We start from the raw sequence: 25,538 nt of genomic DNA on the forward strand, positions 1-25,538 counted from the left end.
ACATGCGACAAACATCACTAAAGGCCTTATATGCAGATAGACGATTTTGGTGCGGCAACGTTTATTACCGGCAGGGACACCGCCAGAATTAAGCAAGCCACTGTAGCGCCCGCGACAGATGTTGCTTTTTTTTCGTCGTTGCTAGATCCAACGGCATCGAACACCGCAAGGGTGGCTAAAGACGGCACACCTTCGCTGCTCGCTACCACTTCAAGCCAACTTCAGGACTTAAACCGTCGCCTTGGGCGCACGTTGAAATCATCAAGTAAAACTATGGACGTTGAAAAATTCAGGGAGTATCCACGGGATTTGTCCAATGCGACGCTTACCTCGCAATTGCTCATAAAAAGCTTGGGCAAAGCTACCCAATGCATCGACAAAATTTCTAATCTGCAATAGTGAACATGACTAAATTTCTGTCTGTCGCGTTACTTCTGGTGATTACATTCACGTTAAGCGGATGCAGCGAACGTGTAGAACTTCATCGCCAACTCTCTGAGCAAGAGGCCAACGAAGTCATAGCAGAATTAGCTGACAAACACATTCGCGCACAAAAAGTCCCAGCCAAAGATGGTGTTGTCGTCGCAGTTAATGCAACCGACATAGGGCGTGCCGTACGCACGTTAGAAGCCGCAGGCCTGCCCCGTGTTGCACGGACGACCCTAGGCGATACCTTCCGTAAGGAAGGGGTTATTTCCACCCCACTGGAAGAGCGGGCACGCTACATTTATGCCTTGTCCCAGGAACTTGAGGCGACGTTGTCTAACATCGACGGCGTCATCGTTGCCCGCGTTCATGTAGTACTGCCAGAGCGCATCGCACCAGGAGAGCCGGTCCAACCCGCGTCCGCCTCAGTATTCATCAAGCACGACCCTCGCTTGGATCCCGATAACATCCGCGCACGCGTACGCAGGATGGTGGCGAGTAGTATTCCAGGCATGACCACTGCAGTGGATAACCCGCAGAAGCTCACGGTTATATTCGTACCAGCCGCCACTTATCAGGAACAGCAACGCCTGGTCTACTTCGGGCCATTTCTCGTCCCCAGCGACGATCTCGGATTTTGGCGAGTTGCCGTTATCGTTTCTTTGCTCAGCCTGGTGTCATGCGTGAGCGCCGGGCTATTCCTGCACAATCGGCGTCAACGCCTTAACTCAGAATCACCCGCAGCTAGCGGCACGCTTGGCCCCGCACATGATGCATAGACCTGATCATGCGATGCGTGATGAGCTGGCGTGGGCCCAGTGGTGGGCATTCCCGTGGACATGCGCTCACGAAGACTGGCGAGATGATAAGTATCACGTGCTTACACGGCTCTATCATTGTGGAAAGTCGGTGCCGGCCAGCCTTGCGGGGGTTGCACCCTGTTTGCCTCCAGCACCTCATCCCTCCGTGCTTCGCCTGGCCTTGGCCACAGCGGACCAACTTAACTTGGCGATGGCACTAGTTCACAACACGTTTAGTCCTCAGGCCGCAACGCTCTTGAGCGACAGTCATCATCTATGGTGCCTGCGTTTATCCAAGGCGTTTCCTCCCGCCATGCTGACGCCGGACGCAGATCCGTTGCAACTACTCCATAACTGGGTAGATCCCCCTATCTGGAAGCGCCTTCGCCTGCGATTCCCCCGCGAGCGCGTGCGTGAAGTTGAAAGGATCAATGTCCTGATTGAGAACGCAGGCAGCCGACTGAATATGCTATGGCAAGCCGTAGCTTGGCGCGCTATGGCACGTACAACCAATCAGATGCATCCCGAACCTGGCGGCGAGGAAACCGACGATGTTATGCAGATGCACAATTGAGTTACCTAAGGGCGCGCCTAGAGCGTCGCGTATTCTCATCCCCCGCGACGAGCTTTTAAATTGGGAGCAGGCAGATCAACTCTTGAGCCGAGCTGATGCGCAGGCCAATGAGCTGATACGCCAAGCAGAGAAAAAGTGCGAAGTACTACTGGAGACGGCCTCTCTGGAGGTCTGGCAGCGCGCAGATGCCCAATTCAAGCAGTGGGCACACGAGCGTCAAATGATGTGCGAAAGCCTAGAACGCTACGCGACATCGCTGACGAACCAGGCGATTCGTTGCCTGCTTGACGAAGCCATTCCCCCTCAACGTCTCTCGGCCCTGATTAAACAGTTGCTTGCAAGCCAGGTCCAGGAGGTCGACGCAACACTGCTCTGCCACCCTGATGAATATGAGGAGATGAAACAGTGCCTTGCCAACTACAAGGCCACATTTTGGAAGCTTCAACCCGATGAAACTATCCCTACCCAGACTCTTGTTCTGAATACAGACGAGGGAGACTTTCGTATTAGTTGGCGGTCGATGCTCGATACTTTTTTCAACCCCGGCAAAGAACTACGCATGCAAATTTAACCGTACACCTCTTGGTGTTCTGCATGACGCGCCTCACCGAATTCATATAACAATGCACAAATAAGAGAACACATATGAACTTTTTCAAAGACCTGTCGCATGATCTTTTAAAAAAAAGCAATACCGCGCATCGACTTTACGAAGCGAACTCTCTCGCTGCCGGGGAAGACCCCTCGGACTCCACGTTGTTCTACGAACTCGCAGTGAGAACCACCACCGCTCAAATGGCATTCCTGGAGCATACCCGAGTCAAGCATATGTTGCTCAAAAGCACTTTTGAGAGCTTTCAATAAATGCGTGAATTTATCAGCGAGTGGCTACTTAGTCGCAAAGAACAGATTATCTTCTATGAAGCCGATAGCGAAATAACCTTGAAACATCAGGGGGACACGTTGTTGCTCAAGGTTCAACTGACTTCAACACACTCAGATAACGCAACGCACCAACTCTGGATGCGACTGGGCGCTGCCAGTCTGAATCACTTTCAGGGCGCACTTGCTCAGAAAGCTGACACAGGTGCGTTATGGCTGGTTCAAAGTCTGCGGGACGGGCAAGGAGAAACCCGCGTGCTCAAGTGCCTAGAACAGCTGCTCAACCAACGCGATACATGGCGCGCAGCAATCAAGCGCCTTGTTCGCCCCTCCCAGAACTTCAAACCCACTTCGCTTCGATCACTGCCTTTCTAAACTGAGAAAAGTCTATGTATAACCCCCCTTCCAAGCGCAGTAGCTTGCGCCTTGATTCGCCCGACGATTCATCTAAACGAGCGCATTGGCGGCGTAGCATGTTGGTGCTTTCCTTTCTGCTGACTCCCGCGAGTAACACGTTAGCCGCCATCCCTCCAGAATGGCGAAACACCGCCTACGCCTATGAAGCCGAGCACAAACCCCTACGAGACGTACTCGAAGACTTCGCCCAAACCTTCGGCACACAACTTCAAGTCGAAGGCCTGCTGGAAGGTAACGTCAACGGCAAGATCCGCGCTAACACCCCGCAGTCGATGCTCGATCGTCTCGGTGTAGAACACCGTTTCCAGTGGTACCTGTACAACAACACGCTCTATATCAGCACGCTGGATCAGCAGGAATCAGCGCGCCTGGAAGTTTCTTCCGAAACCATCGCCGACCTCAAGCAGGCCCTGACCGATATCGGACTGCTCGACAGTCGTTTCGGTTGGGGTGAGTTGCCCGAAGATGGTGTCGTGCTCGTCTCTGGGCCTCGTCGCTACATTGAGCAGATCAAGCACTTCAGCAGCCAGCGACGCTCACCGGATGAAAAGCAGAGCGTGCTGAGTTATCCGCTCAAGTTCGCGAATGCGGCGGACCGCCAAGTGGACTATCGCGGTGAAAAGCTGGCCATCCCCGGGGTGGCCAGTATTTTGCGCGGCCTGTTGGAACCCCGCTCCAGCTCAACGCTTGCAGGGCTGAGCCAACGTCCCCCCTCACAACCCGCGCCGCTCACCCCCAACACTCCCCGTCTGGGCAACCCATTGTTGGGCCAAATGCTCGGTGCTAACGCTAACCCGGCGTCATTGGACATCGGCCCTGCGCTCACACCGCGCGCCCCGGTCTCAAACAGTCGGATTCGGGTCGAAGCCGATGTGCGCAATAACGCGGTGCTGATCTATGACTTGCCAGAACGCCAGGCCATGTACCGCGAGCTGATCACCCAACTCGATGTGGCGCGCAAGCTGGTGGAAATCGACGCGATCATCCTCGATATCGAGCGCACGCAATTGCGGGAGTTTGGGGTGAACTGGGGGTTCCAGAACAGCCGTTTCCGCGGCGGGGCCAATCTGGCACCGGGCACGTCGTCACAGTTGTCGATCGAACACCGCGATCGCTTCTACGCGGACATTCGTGCCCTGGAGGCCAAGGGCCTGGCGATCATGGTCTCCAATCCCTCGGTGCTCACACTGGAAAACCAACCGGCGGTGATCGACTTCAACCGCACCCAATACCTGACGCCGGGCAGAGAGAATGCAACCATCTTGCCCGTCACTGTGGGAACCAGTTTCCAGGTGGTGCCTCGTGTGATCACCAGCCGTGGCGGCCATCAGATCCATCTGGCGGTGGATATCGAAGACGGTAACTTCGACGAGTCCAACCCTACCCCAGGCAACCTTGATGTACGCCGAGGCAAGGTCAGTACCCAGGCGGTGATGGCGGAGAAACGTTCGCTAGTGGTCGGTGGCTTCCACGTCACCGAAAACACCGACAAACACAACAAGGTGCCGCTGCTGGGCGATATTCCGCTGTTGGGCAAGGCGCTGTTCTCCTCGACCGAACGGCAGAACAACCGACGAGAGCGCTTGTTCATCCTGACCCCAAGGGTCATCGGCGATCAGTCCGACCCGTCACGCTACTTGCCCCAGGCCGACCAGGTTGAATTGCAGAAGGCCCTTGCGCCATTGGCCCGGCGCAATGCCCCTCACCCGCCGGTGATCAAGCGCAGCGATATCATCAGCACCCTGGCGCATTTGGTCAGCGGTGAAGTGCCTAAGCCCTTCAAGGCCGCACCGATGCCGCTGGCCTTGGATACGCTGTGCAGCACCCGCGACTTGCTGGCGTTGAATACCGAGCGCAGCCAGTGGTACGCAGGCCCCGAGTACAACGTTGCAGTCGTTGTGCTGCGCAACCAATTCAATCGCAATGTGCGTATCGACGAAAAAGAATGCAGCAACGCCCAGACCTTGGTCGTCAGCGTGTGGCCGCGCGCCTGGCTCAAGCCCGGTGAAGAAGCCGAGGTGTTTATCGCCATGCGCTCTGTGGTGAAGGATGAACACCTCAGCGTGCCGCGCCCTTCCTTGATCACTCCCGCTCAAAAGGCTAAACCATGAAACACCGCCTACTCTGCGTCACCCTGATCGGTACCGCGCTGCTCGTCGCCGGCTGCACCCCCACTTGCAAAGGCGACTCGTGCTCTCGCCCGCAATCGACCAAGGACAAGATGGTGATCTGGTGGCCACCGCAGATGCGTGTCGAACCGGGCCCCGCCGGGGAGCGAAAAGACTACCAAACGGTCTCTCTGGAACGATGAGCGCAACGGAAATGCCCGACGTACAACGCCAGGTATTTCTGGACAAGCTGGTGAGCGGCGCTGCCGCTCACCTGCAACTCGCCGCCGGAATTAAAGTGTGCGCACTGCAAGCCGGCATGCAGCCAGGGATGGCCTTGCTCATTGCGCGTGAATCGTTGCAACCCGGGCAACTGCAACGGGTTCTGGAGCGACGCTTTGAGTACGCGTCCTTGTACGATAGCTGCTTTGCCTACCTCGACGCCCAGAACGCACTGGTGATCTGGCACGCGCTGCCTACGGCGCGTAACGCGCTGGAAAAAACTCTCAGCCGGATGTTGTCGCTGGCCAACCTCAGCGCCCTGGACACAACCTCCAGCCGCTGATCAACGCCGCTCAAGCTCCGGCAATTCCAGGGTTTCGCGCTTGGCTTCGTCATCCAGCTCACGCAAGGTCCGGTAGATCAACGCCACGGCCTGCAAGGTTTCGCGGGGAATACTGGCACCTAGTTTTTTCTCGTAGAGCGTACGGGCCAACCAAACGCACTGGATCACCGGCACCTCGGCAGCCTTCGCCCGCACGATCAGTCGACGGGCGTCGGCGTCCGTACCTTTGCTGATCAGCAACGGCAGCGGCGTCTTACCTGGGCGGTAATACAGGGCCACTGCAAAGTGCGTCGGGTTGACCACCAGCATATCGGCCTCCTCGAGCTTGGGCAGCTTGACCTTGGGTTCCTCCTGGGCTAGTTGCTGCGCCAACGCGCGACGCTGGCCTTTTACATGAGGGTCGCCCTCCATGTCCTTGTACTCTTTGACGACCTCGACCTGGGTCATGCGCATACGCTTGGCGAAGAAGTACTTCTGCAAGGCGAGGTCAATCAGGGCCAGCACCAATAACAACCCGAGACAGGCATGCAGCAACTGGCGAAACAGGGCGATTAGCCCCAACACGTAACTGGGCAGATCGCTGGTTGCCAGGTTGATCAGAGCCCCCAGCGAGGGCCAGACCACCACGTACACCACCAGGCCAATCAGGAATGCCTTGGCGATGCTCATCAACAGATTCATCACCGACTGGGCAGAGAACATTTGCTTGAGCTGGCTGACCGGATTGAGGCGGTTGAAATCGAGCTTCAGGGCCTCCGGGGCGAACAGCAAGCCGAATTGCATCCAACTGCTGATCAGCTTCGTCGTAATCGCTACCCCGACCATCAACAGGGCAAACGAGGCAAACATCACCAGCCCTTCAACCATCACTTCTTCCAACGCCCGTCCAAACGGCTCGTTAAAGCGCGACATCGGCAATGCCATCAATTGCTGGAAACGTTGCAAGCTGGTTTCGGCGGTTAACAAGGCAATCTCACTGATGGCCGTGAGTACCACGAGCTTGGGGACGTCCTGGCTCTGGGCGACCTGGCCCTTCTTGCGCTGGTCACGCAGTTTCTTGGCGGACGCCGGGTGCTTTTTTTCCCCCGAGTCACTCATGCGCCCGAGGCCTTGAACAGCAACCCCAGCGAGTGTTTAAGCTCACCGAGCTGGAGCATGCGCCCAACGATCAGGTCCTGCAGCAAAGCAAAGTACAACAGCACAATTCCAATACCCGCCAGACACTTGACCGGCGGCGCCAGCGTACTCACCTGCAGCTGCTGGCTGTAAACCCCCAGCAACGCGATGCCGAACTCCAGCAACAACAGCACCGCGATAAAGGGCGCGGCGTACAGCATCATGTGCGTGAAGGTATCGCCCAGCAGGCCGACGAATACACTCATACCGTTCGGCGCAGGTAGCGGAAACCACACGGTCGGGGGCCAAATCAGGTAGCTGTCCCAGATCACTTGGGTCAGAGCGCCCAAGCCCAGGCTGACCATCAGCAGAAAAATCGCCAGATGCTTGAACAAGTGCCCGATCGGCGTGGCATCCGGCCCCAACGAAGGGTTTAGCTGACCACCGGCCAGCGCACCGCGCTGGTTATCCAGCAGCGCCCCCACCGCCTCGAACATCCAGAACGGCATCGCCAGCAACACGCCCAGCAATAGCCCGAGGGCCACCTCCTTGAGCGCCAACCCACCGAGCATGAGCGCCGAGTAATCCTGCCCCTGCAGCGCCGCATGGATACCCGGTGCGGGCATCAATGCCATGACCATCACAATGGTGTGCCGAGGCATGCCGCGTATGTGCTGAAAACAGAACGCCGCCACCAGGATGGCACAGGGGTAAATACGCGCCATGCCGATCAACAGGCTGGGCAGGAATTCAAGGTAGAGCAGCACAGGCAAGGCCTCAGTTCAGGGCCGAGCGGCCGATCATGTCGAAGGTCAGGTTGATCAGTTGGATCAACTCCACACCAATCCAGCGTCCGGTCATGATCAGCGTGATACCCACCGCCACCAGCTTGATGCCAAAGGGCAACGTCTGGTCCTGGACCTGCATCAATGCTTGCACCAGGGACGTCAGCACACCGACCACCACCGCCACGATCAACGGTGGCGCCGACAGCACCACCACCAGCAACATGCCTTGCTTGAACAGCACGATCGGGTCCATAAGCGACTCAGAGATAGGAGAGGAACAGGCTGTCGAGCAGCCGCGACCAGCCGGACACCAGCACGAACAGCAGCAGCTTGAGCGGCAAAGAAATGGTCATGGGCGAGACCATCTGCATGCCCAGCGCCAGCAGCAGGTTGGAGACAATCAGGTCGATCACGATAAAGGGAATGTAGATCAGGAAGCCGATCTCGAAGCCGGCCTGCAACTGCGACAGCACAAAGGCGGGGATCAACAGGATCAGGTCCTCGCGCTGCACCTCTTGCGCCATCTGCGCAGGCCATAGCCGCCCCGTATTTTCCAGCAGATGGGTCAGCACATCCGGGTCCACGTTACGCAGCATGAAGGCACGCAACGGCTTGATGGCTTCTCCACCGGTCTGCAGTACCGTTTGCACGTTGCTCATATCCAGAGGCGAGGCCTTGACGCTCTCAGCGATCTCGTACCCCACCGGTGCCATGATAAATAACGTCGCGGCCAACGCGATGCCATTGATGGCCATGCTGGGCGGCACCTGCTGCACGCCGATGGCATTTCGGGTAATCATCAGCACAATCACGATTTTCAAAAACGATGTGCAGATGACCAACAATAGGGGCATCAGCGACAGCGCCCCCAGAAAAAGCGCGAGAACGAGGGGGTCTAGCCCCTGAAGTATCATCGGCCGAACATCACGCGGGACAACTGCAACCCCAGGCGACCGTCGACTTCCACCAATTGCCCCTGGCCGATGGGGCGGTCGCCGTAATAGAGGCCCGCCATTCCCGGCGCGTAACCGGCAATGCCCAGCACTGAGCCGGGTGCGAGATTGCGCAGCTCGCCCAAGGTCAGGTTCAACGTGCCGCAGCGCACATTCAACGCCATGCTCAACTCATCGAAGGGCTCGTGGCCGAACACATCCACCACGGGTTCATCTTCTTCATATTCCGAGTAATGGGGGGCTGAAAATTCTTCGTCCATGGACGTGTCCTCGATAGAAGTAAGGGTCAGGCACAAAGCCCCGGTAGCATCGTCAATACAGCCATGCAGCCGCTGTTTGCCAACTTGCAGATAACCTTTGCCCTGGGCTTGAAAAAAGGGTTGTTCAAGCATCAGCACATCGCCTGTGCGCAGGCCGCGCACCTGTGCAATCGGTAGCTGCAAGCGCCCAAGGGTCACGGCAATTGCCAGCTGGAATCGCGCCGGCAGCGGCTCGGCGGTGTCGCGCCAGGGTCCGGCCTCGCACAACGCCAGGAAGCTGTCCGGGGTCAGCCACACAAAGCTATCCACCCGAGAGGCCCCCAGGGTGATGCAGAGCCGGCAACCAAAGCCCTTGGGACGGTCGGTTTCCAGCAAGCGCACATGCCCCAACAGCGCACTCACCTGCGGGCTAAGGTGGTGTTGGAACACGGCCCAAAACCAAGAATCCGGATCGTTGCCGGAAGGGGCCAGTGTCACCGGGCACTCGCCCAGCAGGCTGAGCACCGGCCCTGCTTGCGCGAACGCCAGCACGCCACACGCGGTCTCGAAGCAAAAGAACTCGGGCCGTGTGGGCGCTCGCCCAGGCTCCAGTCGCAATTCACCGCTCTGGCCGGCAACCTGAAACGCCATACGCAGGCCGCGCCCCAGGCGACGGCGCGCGGCAACCGTGGTGGCCCTGATCGAAGGTAGAGTTAAGGTCGGCACTATCATGCGCACCCGACAGCCGGCAGAAGCAGATTGACCGGCATCCCCAGCTCTCCCGAAAACCGCTCTTCACATTGTTGTCGCACGCCGCTGAGCCAGCGCGCCGTGGCGTCATGTTCCGCCTCCAGTTCGATGGTCCAGGCGTTCGGCTCACGGCGCACGCTGGCGTTGATCCGCCCCAGCCGGGGTAAATACAAAACCGCCTGCAGCGGCCAGTTGGCGCCGGCCTGTATACGAGGGGCCAACTGTTCGGCGAGGGCCTGCATCATGGCGGCATCGGTCGATGTCTTGGCGCCCGATAAGGACGCTCCCGACCCAAAGCCTTCATCGTTATCGGCAAACAGCTGAGCGAACAATCGCCCCTGTTCCCAAGCCACTACACCCATAGCGCCGGGCTCGCGTTCCTCACGCGCGTCACTGGGACGCGGCCGCTCGATGGGTTTATTTGAAACCTGAGTCATGTCGGCTCCTGAGCCAGAAGGAGCGATAACTCCTGAAGTTTTTCCACCTGCCGCAGACACTCAGTGACGTGCTTCTGAGCGCTTCCAACGCGGCGTTCCTTTTCGCCCTGCTGATCTTGTAGTTGCACCAACTGGCCTTGTTCGCGCCGGGTACTGGCAGATAACGAGCGTTCCCGCGCGCCCCAGGATTTCAACTCCTTCAGGCTCAGCACCTGCCCCTGATGCTGACTGAGCAATTCAGCACTTTTGCGGGCCTCTTCCTGTCGAGTCTGTTCAAGGGCGTCCTGGGCCCGTTGGATATGGGCGAGCAGCGCCTGCTGGGCGCGCTTGGCCTCGCGTAGCGCGCGCTCGGCACGGTCGGCTCGATGCCGGCGCAGACGTCGCAGCGTCTCCACCTCACCCTGCAATACATCAGAATGGGACATGGGCGGTGAGCTCCTTGAGTTGCTCCAGCGTGTGCGCCATCGGCGTAGGCTCGCGCAGATCCTGGCGCAGGAAACCATCGACCGCCTGACGGCTGTCCACCGCGAGGTCAGTGAGAGGGTCGCTGCCGGGTTGGTACTCCCCCAACTTGAGCATCAGCTCGATCTGTTGGTAGGCCGACAGCAAACGTCTCAACCCGGTGCCGGCCTGGATATCTTCAGGGGCCGCGACGTTGCTCAAAATCCGTGAAAGGCTCGCCAGCACATCCACCGCCGGGTAGTGTCCGCGCTCGGCCAATTTGCGTGACAGGACGATGTGGCCGTCGAGCAGCGAGCGAACTTCATCGGCCACAGGATCGTTCATGGAGTCCTGCTCGATCAGTACCGTATAGATCGCCGTGATCACGCCGTCGCGGGTCAACCCGGCACGTTCCACCAGGCGAGGCAGCAGGCTGTAAACCGACGGTGGCAAGCCTCCGCGCCCCAAGGGTTCGCCGGCAGCCAGGCCGATTTCGCGCTGGGCCCTGGCGAATCGAGTCAAGGAGTCAATCAGCAGCAATACCCGCTGCCCCTTGCGACGAAAACTTTCCGCCAATGCCGTGGCGGTAAACGCGGCGCGGGCGCGCTCCATGCTGGAGCGGTCGGAGGTGGCGCACACCAGTACCGCTTTGGCGCGCAGTTGTTCGTCCAGTTCATGATCGAGAAACTCACGCAATTCACGACCCCGTTCGCCGATCAGGCCGAACACGATGACATCGCATTCGACGTTGCGCGCGATCTCGGCCAGCAAGGTGGTCTTGCCGCAACCAGCCCCGGCGAACAGGCCTACGCGCTGCCCCTCGCCCAACGTCATCAGGCCATCGATCGAACGCACGCCGGTGGCCAGCGCCCGGTTGATCCTGGGTCGCTCGGTGGGCAACGGCGCCTCACATAACACGGCGCTGGTGTCCGGCAAGTCAGCCTCGACAAAGGCGCTGGGCCCCTCCCCCGTGATCGGCCGCCCAAAGCCATCCAGCACCTGGCCCAGTAGCGCATCGCTGACCTGCACCCGATGGGAGACACCCAGGCGCTCCACGCCGGCCCCCACCCGCACGCCTTCGAGATTACCCAGGGCACTGAGTACCGCGTCCTGCTGATCGAAACCGATGATCTCGGCGAGCATGTAGTCGCCGGGGCTTTTTTCCACCTGGCACAAATCGCCGATACGCGCCTGCGGCAAGCGGCACTGCAGCAGCATGCCGTTAACGCGCTGGATGCGACCGCGCATTGTCACCGGCGCAAAACTGGTCAGTGACTGGGCCTGACGCTGCTGCCAAACCTCGAGCCGCGCTTGCACATCCAAACTCACCAGCGCACCTCATAACGCTGGGCGCCATCGAAGACCACCTTGGTGTTGTCGATCAGCACCAGCCGCAGCCCTTCCACTTCGTCTCCGACAAACAGTCGGCCGCCCTCTTCCAGGACCACATGGCCATTGGGCCCGCCGACGATTTGCACAATCTTGAAAGGCAGTGCCCCATCGCGCACACGCACACGGCTGATCACCGGCACGGCGCTGTCGAACTGCTCGCCAAAACGGGCAAGCATGCGCGCCACCAGTTCCACCTCGTCCTGGGAAACATCACCGCTGAGGGCAACCTGGCCATTGATCACTTGCAGACTGACGCGCTGGCTCAACTCACGCTCGCCGAGCATCTTCAACAGCTGCTGGCGCACTTCAAATGGCGTGGCCAACTCGTGCTTTCGGACTACCGGCGGCATCAAGGAAGCCTGGGCCTCGGGCTCCCCGGTTGAAATCATGCCCATCACTACAATGATGGCCGTGACCACCAACACCACGCTGATCAAGCGCTTCTGCTGTGCTTGCGGGATGGACGATAGCGTGAACCCCCGCGCCGGTTCAGGAGACGGGGACGGGGGCGGCGATAGCGGTGCCGGCGCGTAAGGCTGGGGCCAGGGCTGATCGGCCAAGGTGACACACAACTGCACCTCGCCCACCCAAAACGGTATGTTCAGCTCCAGGTTCGCGATCTGCGCCAGCATCCGCCCTTCGGCGTCTCGCAGCAGCCCCGCCTCCGCCTGCACCGACCAATTAGCGTCAGTAAAACGAAGACGCGCATGCTGCTCTTCGATCCCCGGACCGTTAAGCACCAGGTCAGCATCCCCATGGGCGCCGATGCTCCACTGCTCACCAAACAATGGCAACGCAGCGCCCTGGCTCAGGCCATCAAGTACCCGCAGCTCAAACATCATAGAGCCCTCCACACAGGCCATGGCGAGATCCTCATGCCACCGCACCACGCATCAGATCGTCCTGGCCCAGATCGATGCGCCCCAGTACCTTGACCTTGGAGGTACTCGCCAACTCGGCAAACGACAACACGGCAACGTGGTTGAACTCCTCCACCAGCAGGGTACGCAGCGGGCTGCGCAGGTCTTGCGCTACCAGCAGCACGCTTTTGCTTTTGGGCCTCACGGCAAAGGCCTGATTGAGCAGGTTGATCAACGCCGCGCTGTGTTCGTCGTCCAGCGCGAAGAACACACCGGTCTGGGTCTGGCGCAGGGCCTCACGCAAAATGTTTTCACTCTGGGGCGAGAGCAGCCACGCATGCAGGCCATCGGCTTCGCTGTACTGGTGGAAGATCTGCGCCTTGAGGGCAATGCGCGCGTAGTCGGCCAGGGCTTCCGGCTCCCGCTCATGCTGACCGTATTCGATCAGCGACTCGACGATCAGCCGCACCGCCCGCAACGGCACTCCCTCACTGGCCAGGCGCTGCAGCACCGCCGAAAAACGCGACAGCGGCATGATGCGTTGCAGTTCCTGAACCAATTCCGGCTGGTTGTGCTCCAGCCAACTGAGGATCGATTTGCTCTCCTGGATCCCAAGGAACTGGGGCCCACTGAGCATCATGGCTTGCTTCATGCGCTCGATGATCAAGGTCGTCGCCGTGAAACGCTCCAGTTGCGGGTCGTCAAGCAGCGGGTCATTCGGTGGCAGCCAGATCCAGTTTTGCTCGTCGCGCTCAACCGACCCGGGTATGCCATGCTCAGGCTCCACCGTCAGCGCTTTGCGATCGACCGCCAGAAGGCTGACGAGCGACGCTTTGACCATCGGCACTTCATGCACACAGAAACGCATTTCATCGACGGGCAATGAATCATCCAGCTCGACTTCGAAGGGCGGCAGCGTCAGGCCGATATTGGCTACCAATGCATTTCGCGACTGTCGGATCCCGTGAATAAGCTCGGTCACTTCCGGCGTTCCGCGCAGGGACGGCGGAAACTGCAACAGGTACGGTCGCGACGGATCGAAGCCGCGCAAGTCCTCTCGCCCGTTCTCTTCAGGACGCACGACCTCGGTGGTTTCAGCGGCAGGTTCTGCCTGTTTTTGACGCTGGCGCACCAGGTAATAGCCCAAGGTTCCCGTGATCAGCGAGATCAGGATAAACACCCCGGTCGGCATGCCGGGTACTACGGCGAAGGCCAGCATCCCCACCGATGCAATCACCCAGCTCTTGGGCTCGCTGGTCATTTGCCGGGCGATTTCGGCCCCCATGTTACTGATGCCTTTGCGCCCATCCGGTGCCACGCGGGTGATGATCATACCGGCCGTCAGCGAGATCAACAGAGCAGGAATCTGCGCGATCAGCCCATCACCGATGGTCAGCACCGAGTACAACGCCATCGAGTCTGATGCACTCAACCCATGCTGGAACATGCCCGTGGAGAAACCGCCCAACAGGTTGACCACCACAATGATCAAGCCTGCGATAGCGTCGCCCTTGACGAACTTCATTGCCCCGTCCATGGCGCCGAACAACTGGCTCTCACGGGATAACTGCTCACGCTTGTCGCGTGCCTGCGCACCGTCGATCAGGCCGGCACGCAAGTCACTGTCGATGGACATCTGTTTGCCTGGCATTGCATCCAGACTAAAGCGCGCCGCAACCTCGGCCACCCGCTCCGAGCCCTTGGTAATCACCAGGAAGTTGACCAGCGTAAGGATCAGGAAGATCACCATGCCCACCGCCAGGTTGCCTCCCACCACGAAGTTGCCGAAGGCCTCGACAATGTCGCCCGCATCCTGCTCCAGCAGGATCAGGCGCGTGGTCGCGATCGACAGCGCGAGTCGGAACATGGTGGTCAGCAACAGAATTGACGGGAACGAGGAAAACGCCAGCGGCCCCGGCAAGTACAACGCCAGGACAATCAACAGGCACGAGATACAGATATTCAGCGCAATCAGGATATCCACCAGCCAGGTGGGCAACGGCACGATAAAAATGAACACGATGGCCATGACCACCACCGCGCCGAGAACTTCGGCGCGCTGGGCCACTTTGAGCAGGACACGGTTGATGGCCGACAATGCGGTCACGTCGCGGCCCTCGGCTCGCCAGCAAAGCGTTTGGGCCCACGTACACTGCGGTCCAACTCGTCGATCACTAGCAAGAGCATATGCAGAGTCTCACGGCGGGTCTGGCTGTCCCCCCACAACGCCAGGGGCATCTGCTGCAATAGCGGGTAAAACGCGTTGAGGACGACCAACTTCTGAGCGATCGAGCCACCGCCCAGATCAGTGCCCAGGCGCAAGAATTCACCGGCATCAATACCGCTACCGGCGTAACCCAACAGCCGCTGCAGCAATTCCACGGCGTCATGCCCGACACCCAGGCGCTCAATCAACGCACGGCAGCCGGCCAAGACGCCGCTCAACTGTCCGCAGCTTTGCAGCCCCAACAATAAGGTGCGCAACACGGCCGTGGGGCTTGACGACACCAGCGCGGCAATATCGTCCGCCAAGGCTTTACGCATGATCTTGAGCCCATCGTGAAACCGCTCGCCACCATAGACCCCCAGCAACGCCTGCATCATCGTGGCCAGCGATTGCCGCGCCACTACGCTGGCGTAGTAGAGCGTACGCAGGGCCTGGCGCTCCTGCGGATCGATACTCGCCGTCTGCAGCGCCGAGGCGATGTTCAGCCCGGCCTGGATCTCCCCTTTGAAACGGATTTCCAACCGGTTAATGGCATCGCGCGCCAAGGCGGCCTCAGCCGGACGCGCTTCGCTGTCCGCATGAGCCGCCACATACTTGAGCACCACAAATGCGCGTGCCGGGTCCCGCCCCGTCAGCTCCAGCAACTTCTCGACAGTGGGCTTCTGCAGCAATAGCATCCTGACTCGACGGGAGATCGCCGCCATGGTCGCTTGGGCCGGATGACCCAACTGATCGTACAGCTGCACCATATGTTCGACGGGAGGGATGGGAAATCCCATCTTGCGTTCGCTCAACGGTCGGGAATTGGCGTCCACTTCCTGACTGAACAAGAACGACAGTTCGTCAGCAGCCTTCGTGGGCATCGCCACGGTAGCGGGATTTAGAACCGGTTGATCCAAGCGTTGGTTCGCTTGCACATCATTTTTGGATTCGACTTTCATGGACTGACCAGCACAGGAAGAGTGTTTCCCTGTGTGGCAAGACCTTCCTGAGCGGTTCCATCAAAAATGATCTCAGGACAAATTTGAAAAGACTTGCACAAGCTTGCGCGCCGCCGCGCAACAGGCTGCACGAATCTCAGATATTTCAAGATATTTATACATATAAATCATAGGTTTATGAACTTTTTCCGTTTGGCACAGGCAGTGCTAAAGGGGTCCTGTCGACATGTTTCGACTGCGTCTACCCAAAGGAAAAAAACATGAATATCCCTATTGAAGCTTTAGCTCACCTCGTTGGCAGCTCGCCTCAATTCATGCATCACCTGACAGACGACGAGCAAAAAAAACTCCGACGCTTTATCCACAAGCGGGTGCTCAACCCGGAGGATGCGGACGATCTTCTGCAATTGACCTACCTGGAAGCCTGGCGTAACCGTGAACGCTACAGCGGCATCGCAACACTCAGCACCTGGATGTGCGGCATCGCCCAGAACCTGATCCGCAATCACTTCAGGCGAATGTATGCCAAGCCGGTTCACTGTGAGTTCGACGAATCGCTGTGGCACGGCCAGGATGAAAACAACAACCTGGACTGGGAGTTCGAGGTCAACCGCCGGTTGGAAAAAACCTTGAATGCCATCGACCATCTGCCGACGGAAATGCGTAAAACGCTCTACGCCTCGCTGGAAACCGACGGTAGCTACCAAGACACCGCCGATGTATTGGACATACCTATCGGCACCGTCCGCTCCCGCCTGTCTCGGGCTCGCGAACAGCTCAAGCGCGTCACCCACAGCTCGCGTCAGCCGTAACCGGAGCCATAGTTGGGCGGCAGGGATATCGCCCAACCGAATATCCGCTTCAGAAACCTACCTCACAGTGCCCGGTGGAAACGCTTGCCGGGCAACCGATGCCGCTTTCCACCTCTCCGCTCGTCGCCATTTAGCCCTGTTTCGGTTAAACAGTTGAAAGCGTAGATAAAAACTCAAAATAAACGCTTGACGCGTTGTCGTTCTGCGCGAATAATGCGCGCCACTTGGCTACATAGCTCAGTTGGTTAGAGCATAGCATTCATAATGCTGGGGTCCGGGGTTCAAGTCCCTGTGTAGCCACCAAGTACTAAAAACGGCTTACCGAAAGGTAGGCCATTTTTTTATGCCTGCCGAAAAACCCCGCCGGCCGCAGGCCCGCTCCGTGCCGCAGATGACGATAAGCAACACGGTCTGCATGCGCACAAAAAAACTCCCCAACTGTATTTTGACGCTCCCTTGACCCACTGTTAGTGTCCAGCCTCCCCCCACACGGAGTGCCCTGCGGTGAAACTGGACATTTATCAAGTCGACGCCTTCAGCGAACAGCCTTTCGGCGGCAACCCGGCCGCAGTCTGCCCGCTCACTGAGTGGTTGCCTGATGAGCAGTTGCAAGCGATCGCCGCCGAGAACAATCTCTCGGAAACCGCCTACTTCGTGCGCCGTGGCGATGGCTATGAGTTGCGCTGGTTTACCCCCGAAGTCGAAGTGGACCTGTGTGGTCACGCCACGCTCGCGGCGGCTTGGGTGTTGATTCATCGACTGGCGGACACCTCTGACGTGCTGCGTTTTGCCACCCGCAGCGGCGAGCTTCGGGTGACACGCAACGGTGACGAACTGGCGATGGATTTCCCGGCCAAAGTGCCGCACCCGTGCGAGCCACCCGCCGGTATGCTGGCCGCGCTGGGCATTGAGCATGCCGACGTATTCAACACCGATGACTTCATTGTGCTGGTGCAGGATGAGGCTCAAGTGGCCGCGCTGACTCCGGACTTTGCACGCCTCAAGGGCCTGCCCAAACGCGGAATCGCCGTGACCGCGCGCAGCACGCGGTTTGACTTCATCTCCCGCTGGTTTGGGCCGAATGTGGGGGTCAACGAAGATCCGGTCACCGGTTCGGCCCACACTTCACTGGCCCCGTTCTGGGCCGAGCGCCTGGGCAAATCCCACCTGACGGCCGAACAAGGCGGCCTGCGCAAAGGCCAGTTGCACTGCCAGTGCAAAGGCGACCGCGTGATTATCTCCGGCAAGGCCGCGCTGTACATGCAAGGCACGATTTACCTGTAAAAAAGCCGTACCTAAAGGACCACGGATCTTGCTCACCATGAACGGAGTTCAGCGCGTGTTTTCGATTTCTCGCCGTCAACTGACGGTCATCGCCGCAACCCTGGCCCTGACGGCCTGCCATACCTCGGTCAACGAACAACCACCGGCGCCGGAGCTGGGCTCGGGTTATCGCACCGACCTCACCACCCGTCACGCCGAACGCCATATGGCTGCCGCCGCCAACCCGCTGGCTGCGCAAGCCGGACGCGAGATGTTGCGCCAGGGCGGCTCGGCGATTGACGCCGCGATTGCGATGCAGGCGGTGTTGACCTTGGTAGAGCCGCAGTCATCGGGCATCGGTGGCGGCGCATTCATCATGCTGTGGGATGGCGAAACGGTGCACGCGTACGACGGCCGCGAAACCGCACCGGCCGGGGCGACGGGTCAACTGTTCCTAAACGCCGACGGCAAGCCGATGGCGTTTCCCGACGCGCAGATCGGCGGACGCTCGGTGGGTACGCCGGGGGTTTTACGCGCACTGGATATGGCGCACAAAAAGACCGGCCACTTGCAGTGGGCCAAACTGTTCGAGCCGGCGATCCGTCTGGCGGAACAAGGCTTCGCGATCTCACCCCGCTTGCACAGCCTGATTGCCGCCGACCCGTATATCGCCCAATCGCCGGACATGGCGGCGTACTTTCTGAACGCCGACGGTAGCCCCAAAGCCACCGGTACCCTGCTGCAAAACCCGGCGCTGGCCCAGGTGTTCAAGCGCATCGCCAAGGAAGGGCCGGACGCGCTCTACACCGGCCCGATCGCCGATGAAATCGTGCGCAAGGTCCAGGGCCATCGCAACTCAGGCAGCCTGTCTCAGGCCGACCTGCAACGCTACGTCGCCAAAGAGCGCGCACCACTGTGCAGCGATTACAAAAAATGGCGGGTGTGCGGCATGCCGCCGCCGTCCTCCGGCGGGATTGCCGTGGCGCAGATCCTGGGCACCTTGCAGGCATTGGAAGCCCGTGACCCACGCTGGGCCATCGCATCGATGACGCCGCTCAAGAGCCCGTCGCCCGCCGGGCTGGAACCGACGCCCGAGGCCGTGCATCTGCTCGCCGAAGCCGGGCGCCTGGCGTTTGCCGATCGCGCCCTGTATGTGGCCGATACCGACTTCACACCGGTTCCGGTCGCCGGCCTGGCCGCCCCGGACTACCTGGCCCAGCGCGCCACGTTGATCGGCGAGCGCAGCATGGGTGTAGCCAAGCCCGGTCAACCGGCCGGCCTGAAGGTGGCGTATGCGCCGGATCGTTCGCCCCTGCGCATCTCCACCTCGCAAGTGGTGGCCGTGGATGACCTGGGCGGTGCGGTGTCGATGACCACCACCGTGGAAGCCGCGTTTGGCTCCCACCTGATGGTCCAGGGCTTTTTGCTCAACAATCAGATGACTGACTTCTCATTTATCCCCGAGGAGAATGGCCAGCCTGTGGCCAACCGCGTGCAACCCGGCAAACGGCCGCGCTCGTCCATGGCGCCGACCTTGGTGTTCGACCGCCAGAGCGGGGAGCTGCTGGCCACCGTGGGTTCTCCCGGCGGCTCGCAAATCATCGAATACGTGAGCAAGTCGCTGGTGGCCATGCTCGACTGGAAACTCGATCCGCAGGCCGCCATCAACCTGCCCAATTTCGGCAGTCGCAATGGCGCGACCGAACTGGAGGCCGGCCTGTTCAGCCCGACGCTCAAGCAAGCGCTGAAAGACAAGGGCCACACGCTGAGCGAGATCGAGATGACCAGCGGCGTACAGGCCATCGTTCGCACGCGGGGCGCGCAAGGCAAGGTCTTGCTCAACGGCGGCGCCGATCCTCGGCGCGAAGGCCAAGCGCTGGGCGACTGACTGGAAGGGGCAAGCCCGCTCACTGCAACAGGCTTACTCAGCGGCTGATCTTCAGCCCCTTGCGCGCCGCATGCCGCTCCATCGCCAGTTCGATCAGGCGGGTGATCAGCTCGCTGTAGCTCATCCCCGTGGCCTGCCACAACTTGGGGTACATGCTGATGCGGGTGAAGCCGGGCAGTGAGTTGATTTCGTTGATCACCACATCGCCCTTGTCGGTGAGAAACACATCGACCCGCGCCAGCCCCGAGCAGCCCAGCACTTCAAACGCCTGCACTGCCAACTGGCGAATGCGTTCGCTGGCGTCATGGCTGATCGCGGCCGGCACCACCACCTGAGCGGCCTGTTCGTCGATGTATTTGCTGTCGTAGGAATAGAACCCATTGCTCACCACGATCTCGCCGCAACCGCTGGCGATGGGGTTGTCGTTGCCCAATACCGCGCATTCGATTTCACGGCCTTGAACGGCTGACTCCACCAACACCTTCTCATCGAAACCCAGCGCCAGTTCGACGGCGGCACGGTACTCGGCTTCGCTGCTGACTTTGCTTACGCCCACCGAGGAGCCCTGATTGGCCGGTTTGACGAACAGCGGCAAGCCCAGCGTCTTCACTACCGTTTCATACGAGGTGCGCGCCGCATTGCCACGGGTGAGCGTTATAAACGGTGTGACGGCAATTCCGGCGTCACGCAGCAGGCGCTTGCTGATGTCCTTGTCCATGCAGATCGCCGAACCCAGCACATCCGAGCCGACAAACGGCAGATCGGCCATGCGCAGCAAACCTTGCAGGCAACCATCCTCACCTAGGGTACCGTGGACGATGGGAAAGATTACGTCGATATGTTCCAGCACGCCCTGGCCGGAGGTTTCCACCACTTGGCGATTGGCTTTACCGGGCACCACCGCCAGTTCGCGATTGGATTGGTTGAGGGCGATCAAGGCCGGGTTTTCCTGATTGAGCAGGAAGTTCGAGGTGTCGTTGAGGTGCCAGTGACCGGCCTTGTCGATGCCGATCAGGATCGGTTCGAAGCGCGTACGGTCGAGGGCATCCACGATGTTGCGGGCCGACTGCAACGACACTTCATGCTCAGCCGAGCGGCCGCCAAAAATAATACCTACCCGCACCTTACCCATGACCCGACCTCAGTGTTGAACGTAAGGCTTCTTACCATGGGCGCTCAGCAATTGCCAAACGTGCTGTAAGCGCTGTCTGCACAATCGTACAAGACCCCAGCAGACAGCACGCCCACACTGGGTTAACGTGTTTCCACCTCTTTTTTGTGACAAGTCACCATGGGTAACCCGACCTCCACGCTCGACTGGCTCCACCGTGCGCCGCACGCCAGCGGCCTGGACCGTATCGAGGCGTACTTCGCCGGCTTCGCCTTCGACCCGCATCGCCATGACACCTACGCCATCGGGCGTACGTTGCTGGGCGTGCAGAGTTTTCATTACCGCGGCGGCATGACCCATGGCCTTCCGGGTACGACCATGGTGATTCATCCCGACGAGGTCCACGACGGCCGCGCCGGCAGCGAGGAAGGCTTCAAGTACCGCATGATTTATGTCGAGCCGGCGCTGATCCAGCAGATTCTCGGCGGCAAGCCATTGCCGTTTGTGCCTGGCGGTGTGTCCACCGACCCGCGGCTGTTCCGCGCCAGCGACGTGCTGCTGCAAAACCTGGAATACCCGGTCGACCCGTTGCAGGAACAGGATGCACTGTTCGACCTGGCCCAGGCCCTGAGCGCTGCGGCGGGGGCAATCGTCAGCCGCAAAACCTTCGACTACGTGGCTGCCGAGCGGGCGCGGGAATTTATTCACAGCGCTCTGGGACGCAACATCACATTGGAAGAAATGGCCGAACATGCCGGACGCGACCGCTGGGCGTTGTCGCGGGATTTTCGCCTGCTGTTCGGCACCAGCCCCTACCGTTACCTGACCATGCGCCGGTTGGACTTGGTGCGCAGCCTGCTGGCCCAACGCCAACCCCTGGTGGACGCTGCGCTGACCGCCGGCTTCACCGACCAGAGCCATATGACCCGGCAATTTCGCAGCACCTACGGCATGCCGCCGTCGCGCTGGGTGAAGATGCTGGGACGTTGAACGCGCTGGTCAGGTTTACAACTGGCGCCCATCGATCGGCTGGCCGATGGTCAGGAAATGCCCGCCCGCCACATGGTGCAGGGTGCGCAACGCGTCATGCCCATCGAAGTGCCAGTGGCCGTCACTGAACACGCGCTCATCGGCATAGGCGGCCACCACTTCACCGAGGAACAGGTCATAGGTCTGCTGGTTGTGCGGCTCGGGGAGCAGGCGGCACTCCAGCCATGCCACGCAACCTTCCAGCAACGGAGCGTCGGTGTGTTCACCTGTGAAGGTGCGCAGGTCATAGGCGGCGAACTTGTCGAGGTCACGGCCGCTGGTCGTGCCGACGGTTTGCACCAGGTCGGCCTGGGCCGCACACGGCACCTGCACTGCGAAGGTGCCGGCGCCTTCCAGCAGTTGGCGGGTCCAGGTGGCTTTGTCCAACACCACCGCGACTTTCGGCGGTTCGAAATCCAGCGGCATCGCCCAGGCGGCCGCCATGATGGTGCGCTGGCCGTCATGGGCGGCGCTCACCAGCACGGTTGGGCCGTGATTGAGCAAGCGGTAGGCCTTGGGCAGCGGGACAGGACGGCAGTGTTCAGGGCTCATGCAGGTCGGCTCTTCAAGCGAAAAAACCTACGATACCTCAAGCACAAGCTCCAAGGGTCAGCTCGACAGTTGATTGGCGAATTGTCCTACAGCGCTGACCACTTTCTGCGCGCCATCCTGGATCTCCACAATCACCGTGCCCGCTTCCGCCGCCAGGGCCAGACCTTGCTCGGCTTGCAGTCGACCATCGGTCATCAAGCTGACCGCATCGCGCGCCATGTCTTGGTTCTGGCGCACCACGCCGACGATTTCCTCGGTGGCTTTACTGGTGCGTGAAGCTAACTGGCGCACCTCATCGGCCACCACCGCGAAGCCCCGGCCCTGCTCTCCGGCGCGCGCCGCTTCAATCGCCGCGTTGAGTGCCAACAAGTTGGTCTGCTCGGCGATACCGCTGATGGTCTTGACGATACTGCCGATCACTTGGGACTGAGCGTTCAGCGCCTCGATGCCCTCTCCGGCCTGTTGCATATGCTGGGCCAGGTCGCGCATCACACCCACCGCCTGAGTCACCACTGCGGTGCCGCGCTGTGCACTGTTGTCGGTTTGCACGGAGGTGCTGTAGGCAATATTGGCGGCGTCGGATACCGCCTGTTCGCGGGTGACCTGATCGGTGATCACCGTGGCGAACTTAACCACTTTGTACAGCCGATCGTTAGCGTCGAGCACCGGGTTGTAGGTGGCTTCCAGCCACACCGCGCGGCCATGGCTATCCACTCGTTTGAAGCGCGCCGCGACGAACTCACCGGCGTTCAGACGCTGCCAGAACTGCGCGTAGGCCTCGCTGTTGTATTCCTGTGGTTCACAAAACATCCGGTGATGCTTGCCCTGGATCTGCGCCAGGGTGTAACCCATGCCATTGAGGAAGCGGTCATTGGCGGTGAGCACATGCCCGCCCAGGTCGAATTCGATCACGGCCGTGGAACGCACCAGCGCGCCGATCAGGTTTTCATGCTCGCGCGAGGCTTCGATGGTGCGGGTGAGGTCGCTGGAGAAGATCGAAAAGCGCTTGATCCGCCCGCTTGCGTCGCGCACAGGCTGCACAATCGAGCGCAGCCACGCTTCCTTGCCATTGCCGCGCATCAGGCGCACGGTGCCGGCGAAATGCTCACCGCGTGTCAGCGCATTCTTGAAGCGCAGTTGGAACGAGTCCTGACGTACGTGAGCCGGTACCAACTCTTCAATCGGGCGTCCCAGAATCGCGCTCGCCTGGTAAGCCAACTCCTGCAGAAAATTGGTATTGGCCCATTCCACCCGGCCCTCGGCATCCAGAGTCAAACACAGCATTTCGCTTTCGAGGCTCTCCTTGACCTGATTCAAGCTGGACAACTCTTCGCGAAGAGCTGCTAGCTCTTGCTTCAAACGGGTGTTGAACATGGTTCACCGATGGCGATTAGGGAAATAGATCTGAGCTGCATCGGCGCTGCCGGGGTTTTCTGAAGCCCTAACGAAGCAAGTAGAACCCTAAATATTGGAAAGATGAAACATCGTTGATCCAGCGCAGCTTCCTGTGGCGCCATCGGGCGATCAGGTATGCTTTTGCACGCAGGAAACAAAAAGAAACAATTCCCCAACCTGTTCGATAAGGAGTTCCGTTTTGGAGTTATCGACTGCTGCGTGGATGGTTCACGACACTCGCCTTATGTTTTGCGTCTTACTGGCTATCGCCAGCATCATCGTGCTGATCAGCGCGACCAAGTTACCGCCGTTCCTATCGATTTTGATCGGCACCTTTATCGCTGGGGTCGGCGCCGGCCTGCCGCCGGAAGAGGTGGCTAAAGCCTTCAGTAAAGGCGCCGGGGCGATCCTTGGGGAGGCTGGAATTATCATCGCCCTGGGCTCGATGCTCGGTGCACTGATGGCCGAGTCCGGCGCGGCCGACCGTATCGCCACCACGCTATTGGGGCTGGGTAAGGGCAAGTCATTACCGTGGGTCATGGCCTTGGTAGCGATGGTGATCGGCTTGCCACTGTTCTTCGAAGTGGGCTTGGTGATGATGGTGCCGATCATCTTTGTCATGGCCAAACGTTCAAACCAGCCTTTGCTGAAAATCGCCATCCCGGCGCTGGCGGGTATGACCACGTTGCACGCCCTGATGCCGCCCCATCCGGGGCCGTTGATAGCGGTGGGCGCGTTGCACGCCGACCTGGGCCTGACCATGTTGCTGGGTTTTTGCCTGGCGGTGCCGGCGGTGATGCTGGCCGGGCCGATCTATGGCAACTGGTTGTCCAAGCGCCTGCATGTGGATGAACCTGCCGACATCGGCGCGCTGTTCAGTGCACCGCCCAAGGCCCCGCGCCAGCCGGGCTTTGGCGTGTCGTTGCTGATCATCCTGTTGCCGGTGATTCTGATGCTCGGCAGCACCTTGGCCAAGGTTGCGTTGCCCGCCGACAGCAGCGCCGGCCTGACGCTCAAATTCCTCGGCGAACCGCTGATCGCCCTCGGCCTGGCGGTGATTGGCGCGGTGATCTGCCTGGGCTGGGCCGCCGGCATGCCGCGGGCTGAGGTCGGCAATACCTTGCGCAAGGCCCTCGCTCCGATTGCGGTGTTGCTGTTGACCATCGGTGCCGGTGGCGGCCTCAAGCAAACCCTGCTCGACGCAGGCGTTAGCCAGACCATCAGCAAAGCTGCAGAAGGCGCACACATGCCCTATCTGCTGCTGGCCTGGCTGATCGCCGTGGCGTTGCGCCAAGCCACGGGTTCGGCCACCGTCGCCACCACCACAACCGCGGGCATCCTGGCACCGATGATGGCGGGCCTGGCGGCGACGCAAAGCTCACTGGTGGCCCTGGCGATCGGTGCCGGCTCGGTGTTCTTCTGCCACGTCAACGATGCCGGGTTCTGGATGGTACGCGAATACTTCGGGCTGCAGCTCAAGCAGACTATCTGGGTCTGGTCAGTGCTGCAGACCATCGTTTCCGTGGTCGGCCTGGTCGGCACCTTGCTGCTCTGGCACTTCTTGACCTGACC

28 protein-coding genes, 1 tRNA gene and 1 pseudogene are annotated in these 25,538 nt (G+C 60.0%); 15 read left to right on the forward strand and 15 right to left on the reverse strand.

Annotation, left to right across the window (positions count from 1 at the left end; translation table 11 throughout):
* Positions 1-30: 30 nt before the first annotated feature.
* From ACFZPT_RS19425 to ACFZPT_RS19465, 9 genes are all read left to right on the forward strand, one after another.
* Entirely contained in the window at positions 31-399 is a 369-nt protein-coding gene (locus ACFZPT_RS19425; RefSeq protein WP_082136133.1) for an EscI/YscI/HrpB family type III secretion system inner rod protein, read from the forward strand.
* A gap of 5 nt (positions 400-404) precedes the next feature.
* Positions 405-1,205 (forward strand): type III secretion system inner membrane ring lipoprotein SctJ, encoded by an 801-nt coding sequence (gene sctJ / locus ACFZPT_RS19430; RefSeq protein ID WP_034095777.1) that lies wholly within the window; start codon positions 405-407, stop codon positions 1,203-1,205.
* A 277-nt stretch (positions 1,206-1,482) separates the two neighbouring features.
* Positions 1,483-1,800 carry a type III secretion protein gene (locus ACFZPT_RS19435; RefSeq protein WP_236238622.1) on the forward strand — a complete coding sequence of 106 codons (318 nt, stop codon included), beginning with the start codon at positions 1,483-1,485 and terminating at the stop codon, positions 1,798-1,800.
* Positions 1,778-2,371, forward strand: coding sequence for a type III secretion system stator protein SctL (gene sctL / locus ACFZPT_RS19440; protein WP_034111678.1), 594 nt, complete (start codon positions 1,778-1,780; stop codon positions 2,369-2,371). Before ACFZPT_RS19435 ends, sctL begins: the two co-directional genes overlap by 23 nt.
* Positions 2,372-2,445: 74 nt before the next feature.
* Positions 2,446-2,664, forward strand: a complete 219-nt coding sequence (locus tag ACFZPT_RS19445) for a hypothetical protein (RefSeq protein ID WP_034095775.1) — start codon at positions 2,446-2,448, stop codon at positions 2,662-2,664.
* Positions 2,665-3,057 carry a hypothetical protein gene (locus tag ACFZPT_RS19450; RefSeq protein ID WP_034095774.1) on the forward strand — a complete coding sequence of 131 codons (393 nt, stop codon included), beginning with the start codon at positions 2,665-2,667 and terminating at the stop codon, positions 3,055-3,057.
* A 14-nt stretch (positions 3,058-3,071) separates the two neighbouring features.
* A complete protein-coding gene (gene sctC / locus ACFZPT_RS19455) occupies positions 3,072-5,210 on the forward strand; it encodes a type III secretion system outer membrane ring subunit SctC (RefSeq protein ID WP_379555543.1) in 2,139 nt (712 codons plus the stop codon).
* Positions 5,207-5,410 carry an HrpT family type III secretion system protein gene (gene hrpT / locus ACFZPT_RS19460; protein ID WP_034095772.1) on the forward strand — a complete coding sequence of 68 codons (204 nt, stop codon included), beginning with the start codon at positions 5,207-5,209 and terminating at the stop codon, positions 5,408-5,410. Before sctC ends, hrpT begins: the two co-directional genes overlap by 4 nt.
* A gap of 11 nt (positions 5,411-5,421) precedes the next feature.
* Positions 5,422-5,772, forward strand: coding sequence for a hypothetical protein (locus tag ACFZPT_RS19465; RefSeq protein WP_034095771.1), 351 nt, complete (start codon positions 5,422-5,424; stop codon positions 5,770-5,772).
* Here ACFZPT_RS19465 and sctU read toward each other — a convergent pair whose 3' ends face one another.
* From sctU to ACFZPT_RS19520, 11 genes are read right to left on the reverse strand one after another with little or no spacing between them, the layout of a single operon-like run.
* Positions 5,773-6,870 carry a type III secretion system export apparatus subunit SctU gene (gene sctU / locus ACFZPT_RS19470; RefSeq protein WP_099313231.1) on the reverse strand — a complete coding sequence of 366 codons (1,098 nt, stop codon included), beginning with the start codon at positions 6,868-6,870 and terminating at the stop codon, positions 5,773-5,775. It abuts the gene before it with no gap.
* Entirely contained in the window at positions 6,867-7,655 is a 789-nt protein-coding gene (gene sctT / locus ACFZPT_RS19475) for a type III secretion system export apparatus subunit SctT (RefSeq protein WP_034095769.1), read from the reverse strand. Before sctT ends, sctU begins: the two co-directional genes overlap by 4 nt.
* A gap of 10 nt (positions 7,656-7,665) precedes the next feature.
* Positions 7,666-7,929 (reverse strand): type III secretion system export apparatus subunit SctS, encoded by a 264-nt coding sequence (gene sctS, locus ACFZPT_RS19480; RefSeq protein WP_034095768.1) that lies wholly within the window; start codon positions 7,927-7,929, stop codon positions 7,666-7,668.
* A 7-nt stretch (positions 7,930-7,936) separates the two neighbouring features.
* Positions 7,937-8,590 carry a type III secretion system export apparatus subunit SctR gene (gene sctR, locus ACFZPT_RS19485; protein ID WP_034095767.1) on the reverse strand — a complete coding sequence of 218 codons (654 nt, stop codon included), beginning with the start codon at positions 8,588-8,590 and terminating at the stop codon, positions 7,937-7,939.
* On the reverse strand, positions 8,587-9,600 hold the full coding sequence (locus tag ACFZPT_RS19490) for a FliM/FliN family flagellar motor switch protein (RefSeq protein ID WP_034095766.1): 1,014 nt from the start codon (positions 9,598-9,600) through the stop codon (positions 8,587-8,589). The genes sctR and ACFZPT_RS19490 overlap by 4 nt, the downstream gene beginning before the upstream one ends.
* Complete coding sequence (locus ACFZPT_RS19495) at positions 9,597-10,055, reverse strand: type III secretion system HrpP C-terminal domain-containing protein (RefSeq protein WP_099313232.1); 459 nt, start codon at positions 10,053-10,055, stop codon at positions 9,597-9,599. Before ACFZPT_RS19495 ends, ACFZPT_RS19490 begins: the two co-directional genes overlap by 4 nt.
* Positions 10,052-10,480, reverse strand: coding sequence for a YscO family type III secretion system apparatus protein (locus tag ACFZPT_RS19500; protein ID WP_034111670.1), 429 nt, complete (start codon positions 10,478-10,480; stop codon positions 10,052-10,054). The genes ACFZPT_RS19495 and ACFZPT_RS19500 overlap by 4 nt, the downstream gene beginning before the upstream one ends.
* Positions 10,467-11,825 (reverse strand): FliI/YscN family ATPase, encoded by a 1,359-nt coding sequence (locus ACFZPT_RS19505; protein WP_034111667.1) that lies wholly within the window; start codon positions 11,823-11,825, stop codon positions 10,467-10,469. The genes ACFZPT_RS19500 and ACFZPT_RS19505 overlap by 14 nt, the downstream gene beginning before the upstream one ends.
* Positions 11,822-12,727, reverse strand: a complete 906-nt coding sequence (locus ACFZPT_RS19510; protein WP_034096756.1) for an FHA domain-containing protein — start codon at positions 12,725-12,727, stop codon at positions 11,822-11,824. Before ACFZPT_RS19510 ends, ACFZPT_RS19505 begins: the two co-directional genes overlap by 4 nt.
* Positions 12,728-12,761: 34 nt before the next feature.
* Entirely contained in the window at positions 12,762-14,855 is a 2,094-nt protein-coding gene (gene sctV / locus ACFZPT_RS19515) for a type III secretion system export apparatus subunit SctV (protein ID WP_034095762.1), read from the reverse strand.
* The gene (locus ACFZPT_RS19520) at positions 14,852-15,916 is read right to left on the reverse strand and encodes a TyeA family type III secretion system gatekeeper subunit (protein WP_034095761.1); all 1,065 of its coding nucleotides are present in this window, start codon (positions 15,914-15,916) and stop codon (positions 14,852-14,854) included. The genes sctV and ACFZPT_RS19520 overlap by 4 nt, the downstream gene beginning before the upstream one ends.
* Positions 15,917-16,176: 260 nt before the next feature.
* Between ACFZPT_RS19520 and ACFZPT_RS19525 the strand changes: the two genes are divergently transcribed.
* The 4 genes from ACFZPT_RS19525 (at position 16,177) to ggt (ending at position 19,879) form a co-directional block, all read left to right on the forward strand.
* Positions 16,177-16,728, forward strand: coding sequence for an RNA polymerase sigma factor (locus ACFZPT_RS19525; protein ID WP_034095760.1), 552 nt, complete (start codon positions 16,177-16,179; stop codon positions 16,726-16,728).
* Positions 16,729-16,954: 226 nt separating this feature from the next.
* A tRNA-Met gene (locus ACFZPT_RS19530) sits at positions 16,955-17,031 on the forward strand.
* A 201-nt stretch (positions 17,032-17,232) separates the two neighbouring features.
* Positions 17,233-18,012, forward strand: a complete 780-nt coding sequence (locus ACFZPT_RS19535) for a PhzF family phenazine biosynthesis protein (RefSeq protein WP_034111662.1) — start codon at positions 17,233-17,235, stop codon at positions 18,010-18,012.
* 37 nt (positions 18,013-18,049) lie between these two features.
* Positions 18,050-19,879, forward strand: a complete 1,830-nt coding sequence (gene ggt / locus ACFZPT_RS19540) for a gamma-glutamyltransferase (protein ID WP_099313233.1) — start codon at positions 18,050-18,052, stop codon at positions 19,877-19,879.
* A gap of 37 nt (positions 19,880-19,916) precedes the next feature.
* Here the strand turns inward: ggt and ddlA are convergent, their stop codons facing one another.
* Complete coding sequence (gene ddlA, locus ACFZPT_RS19545) at positions 19,917-21,011, reverse strand: D-alanine--D-alanine ligase (protein ID WP_040267189.1); 1,095 nt, start codon at positions 21,009-21,011, stop codon at positions 19,917-19,919.
* Between the two features lie 159 nt (positions 21,012-21,170).
* Between ddlA and ACFZPT_RS19550 the strand changes: the two genes are divergently transcribed.
* Positions 21,171-21,980: an AraC family transcriptional regulator gene (locus ACFZPT_RS19550; protein WP_379555541.1), complete on the forward strand. Its 810-nt coding sequence runs from the start codon at positions 21,171-21,173 to the stop codon at positions 21,978-21,980.
* Between the two features lie 15 nt (positions 21,981-21,995).
* Here ACFZPT_RS19550 and ACFZPT_RS19555 read toward each other — a convergent pair whose 3' ends face one another.
* The 3 genes and pseudogenes from ACFZPT_RS19555 to ACFZPT_RS19565 all read right to left on the reverse strand — a co-directional run.
* On the reverse strand, positions 21,996-22,571 hold the full coding sequence (locus ACFZPT_RS19555; RefSeq protein WP_034095756.1) for a flavin reductase family protein: 576 nt from the start codon (positions 22,569-22,571) through the stop codon (positions 21,996-21,998).
* Between the two features lie 57 nt (positions 22,572-22,628).
* Positions 22,629-23,189: a methyl-accepting chemotaxis protein gene (locus ACFZPT_RS19560; protein ID WP_371263984.1), complete on the reverse strand. Its 561-nt coding sequence runs from the start codon at positions 23,187-23,189 to the stop codon at positions 22,629-22,631.
* Positions 23,169-23,945: pseudogene (locus tag ACFZPT_RS19565) on the reverse strand (PAS domain-containing protein); the annotation flags it as partial. The gene ACFZPT_RS19560 and the pseudogene ACFZPT_RS19565, both read right to left, overlap by 21 nt.
* Positions 23,946-24,165: 220 nt before the next feature.
* Between ACFZPT_RS19565 and ACFZPT_RS19570 the strand changes: the two are divergent.
* Entirely contained in the window at positions 24,166-25,536 is a 1,371-nt protein-coding gene (locus ACFZPT_RS19570) for a gluconate:H+ symporter (protein WP_034095754.1), read from the forward strand.
* Positions 25,537-25,538 lie beyond the last annotated feature (2 nt).

The sequence above is a fragment of the Pseudomonas sp. MD330_10 genome, from assembly GCF_042610415.1.
GTDB lineage: Bacteria > Pseudomonadota > Gammaproteobacteria > Pseudomonadales > Pseudomonadaceae > Aquipseudomonas > Aquipseudomonas rhodesiae.

Excerpts from the sequence above, each read along its gene's own strand:
- ACFZPT_RS19425 (WP_082136133.1), top strand. The coding sequence starts at position 31 with ATGCAGATAGACGATTTTGGTGCGGCAACGTTTATTACCGGCAGGGAC.
- sctJ (WP_034095777.1), top strand. The coding sequence starts at position 405 with ATGACTAAATTTCTGTCTGTCGCGTTACTTCTGGTGATTACATTCACG.
- sctL (WP_034111678.1), top strand. The coding sequence starts at position 1,778 with ATGTTATGCAGATGCACAATTGAGTTACCTAAGGGCGCGCCTAGAGCG.
- ACFZPT_RS19445 (WP_034095775.1), top strand. The coding sequence starts at position 2,446 with ATGAACTTTTTCAAAGACCTGTCGCATGATCTTTTAAAAAAAAGCAAT.
- ACFZPT_RS19450 (WP_034095774.1), top strand. The coding sequence starts at position 2,665 with ATGCGTGAATTTATCAGCGAGTGGCTACTTAGTCGCAAAGAACAGATT.
- sctC (WP_379555543.1), top strand. The coding sequence starts at position 3,072 with ATGTATAACCCCCCTTCCAAGCGCAGTAGCTTGCGCCTTGATTCGCCC.
- hrpT (WP_034095772.1), top strand. The coding sequence starts at position 5,207 with ATGAAACACCGCCTACTCTGCGTCACCCTGATCGGTACCGCGCTGCTC.
- ACFZPT_RS19465 (WP_034095771.1), top strand. The coding sequence starts at position 5,422 with ATGCCCGACGTACAACGCCAGGTATTTCTGGACAAGCTGGTGAGCGGC.
- sctU (WP_099313231.1), bottom strand. The coding sequence starts at position 6,870 with ATGAGTGACTCGGGGGAAAAAAAGCACCCGGCGTCCGCCAAGAAACTG.
- sctS (WP_034095768.1), bottom strand. The coding sequence starts at position 7,929 with ATGGACCCGATCGTGCTGTTCAAGCAAGGCATGTTGCTGGTGGTGGTG.
- sctR (WP_034095767.1), bottom strand. The coding sequence starts at position 8,590 with ATGATACTTCAGGGGCTAGACCCCCTCGTTCTCGCGCTTTTTCTGGGG.
- ACFZPT_RS19490 (WP_034095766.1), bottom strand. The coding sequence starts at position 9,600 with ATGATAGTGCCGACCTTAACTCTACCTTCGATCAGGGCCACCACGGTT.
- ACFZPT_RS19495 (WP_099313232.1), bottom strand. The coding sequence starts at position 10,055 with ATGACTCAGGTTTCAAATAAACCCATCGAGCGGCCGCGTCCCAGTGAC.
- ACFZPT_RS19500 (WP_034111670.1), bottom strand. The coding sequence starts at position 10,480 with ATGTCCCATTCTGATGTATTGCAGGGTGAGGTGGAGACGCTGCGACGT.
- ACFZPT_RS19510 (WP_034096756.1), bottom strand. The coding sequence starts at position 12,727 with ATGTTTGAGCTGCGGGTACTTGATGGCCTGAGCCAGGGCGCTGCGTTG.
- ACFZPT_RS19520 (WP_034095761.1), bottom strand. The coding sequence starts at position 15,916 with ATGAAAGTCGAATCCAAAAATGATGTGCAAGCGAACCAACGCTTGGAT.
- ACFZPT_RS19525 (WP_034095760.1), top strand. The coding sequence starts at position 16,177 with ATGAATATCCCTATTGAAGCTTTAGCTCACCTCGTTGGCAGCTCGCCT.
- ggt (WP_099313233.1), top strand. The coding sequence starts at position 18,050 with ATGAACGGAGTTCAGCGCGTGTTTTCGATTTCTCGCCGTCAACTGACG.
- ddlA (WP_040267189.1), bottom strand. The coding sequence starts at position 21,011 with ATGGGTAAGGTGCGGGTAGGTATTATTTTTGGCGGCCGCTCGGCTGAG.
- ACFZPT_RS19550 (WP_379555541.1), top strand. The coding sequence starts at position 21,171 with ATGGGTAACCCGACCTCCACGCTCGACTGGCTCCACCGTGCGCCGCAC.
- ACFZPT_RS19555 (WP_034095756.1), bottom strand. The coding sequence starts at position 22,571 with ATGAGCCCTGAACACTGCCGTCCTGTCCCGCTGCCCAAGGCCTACCGC.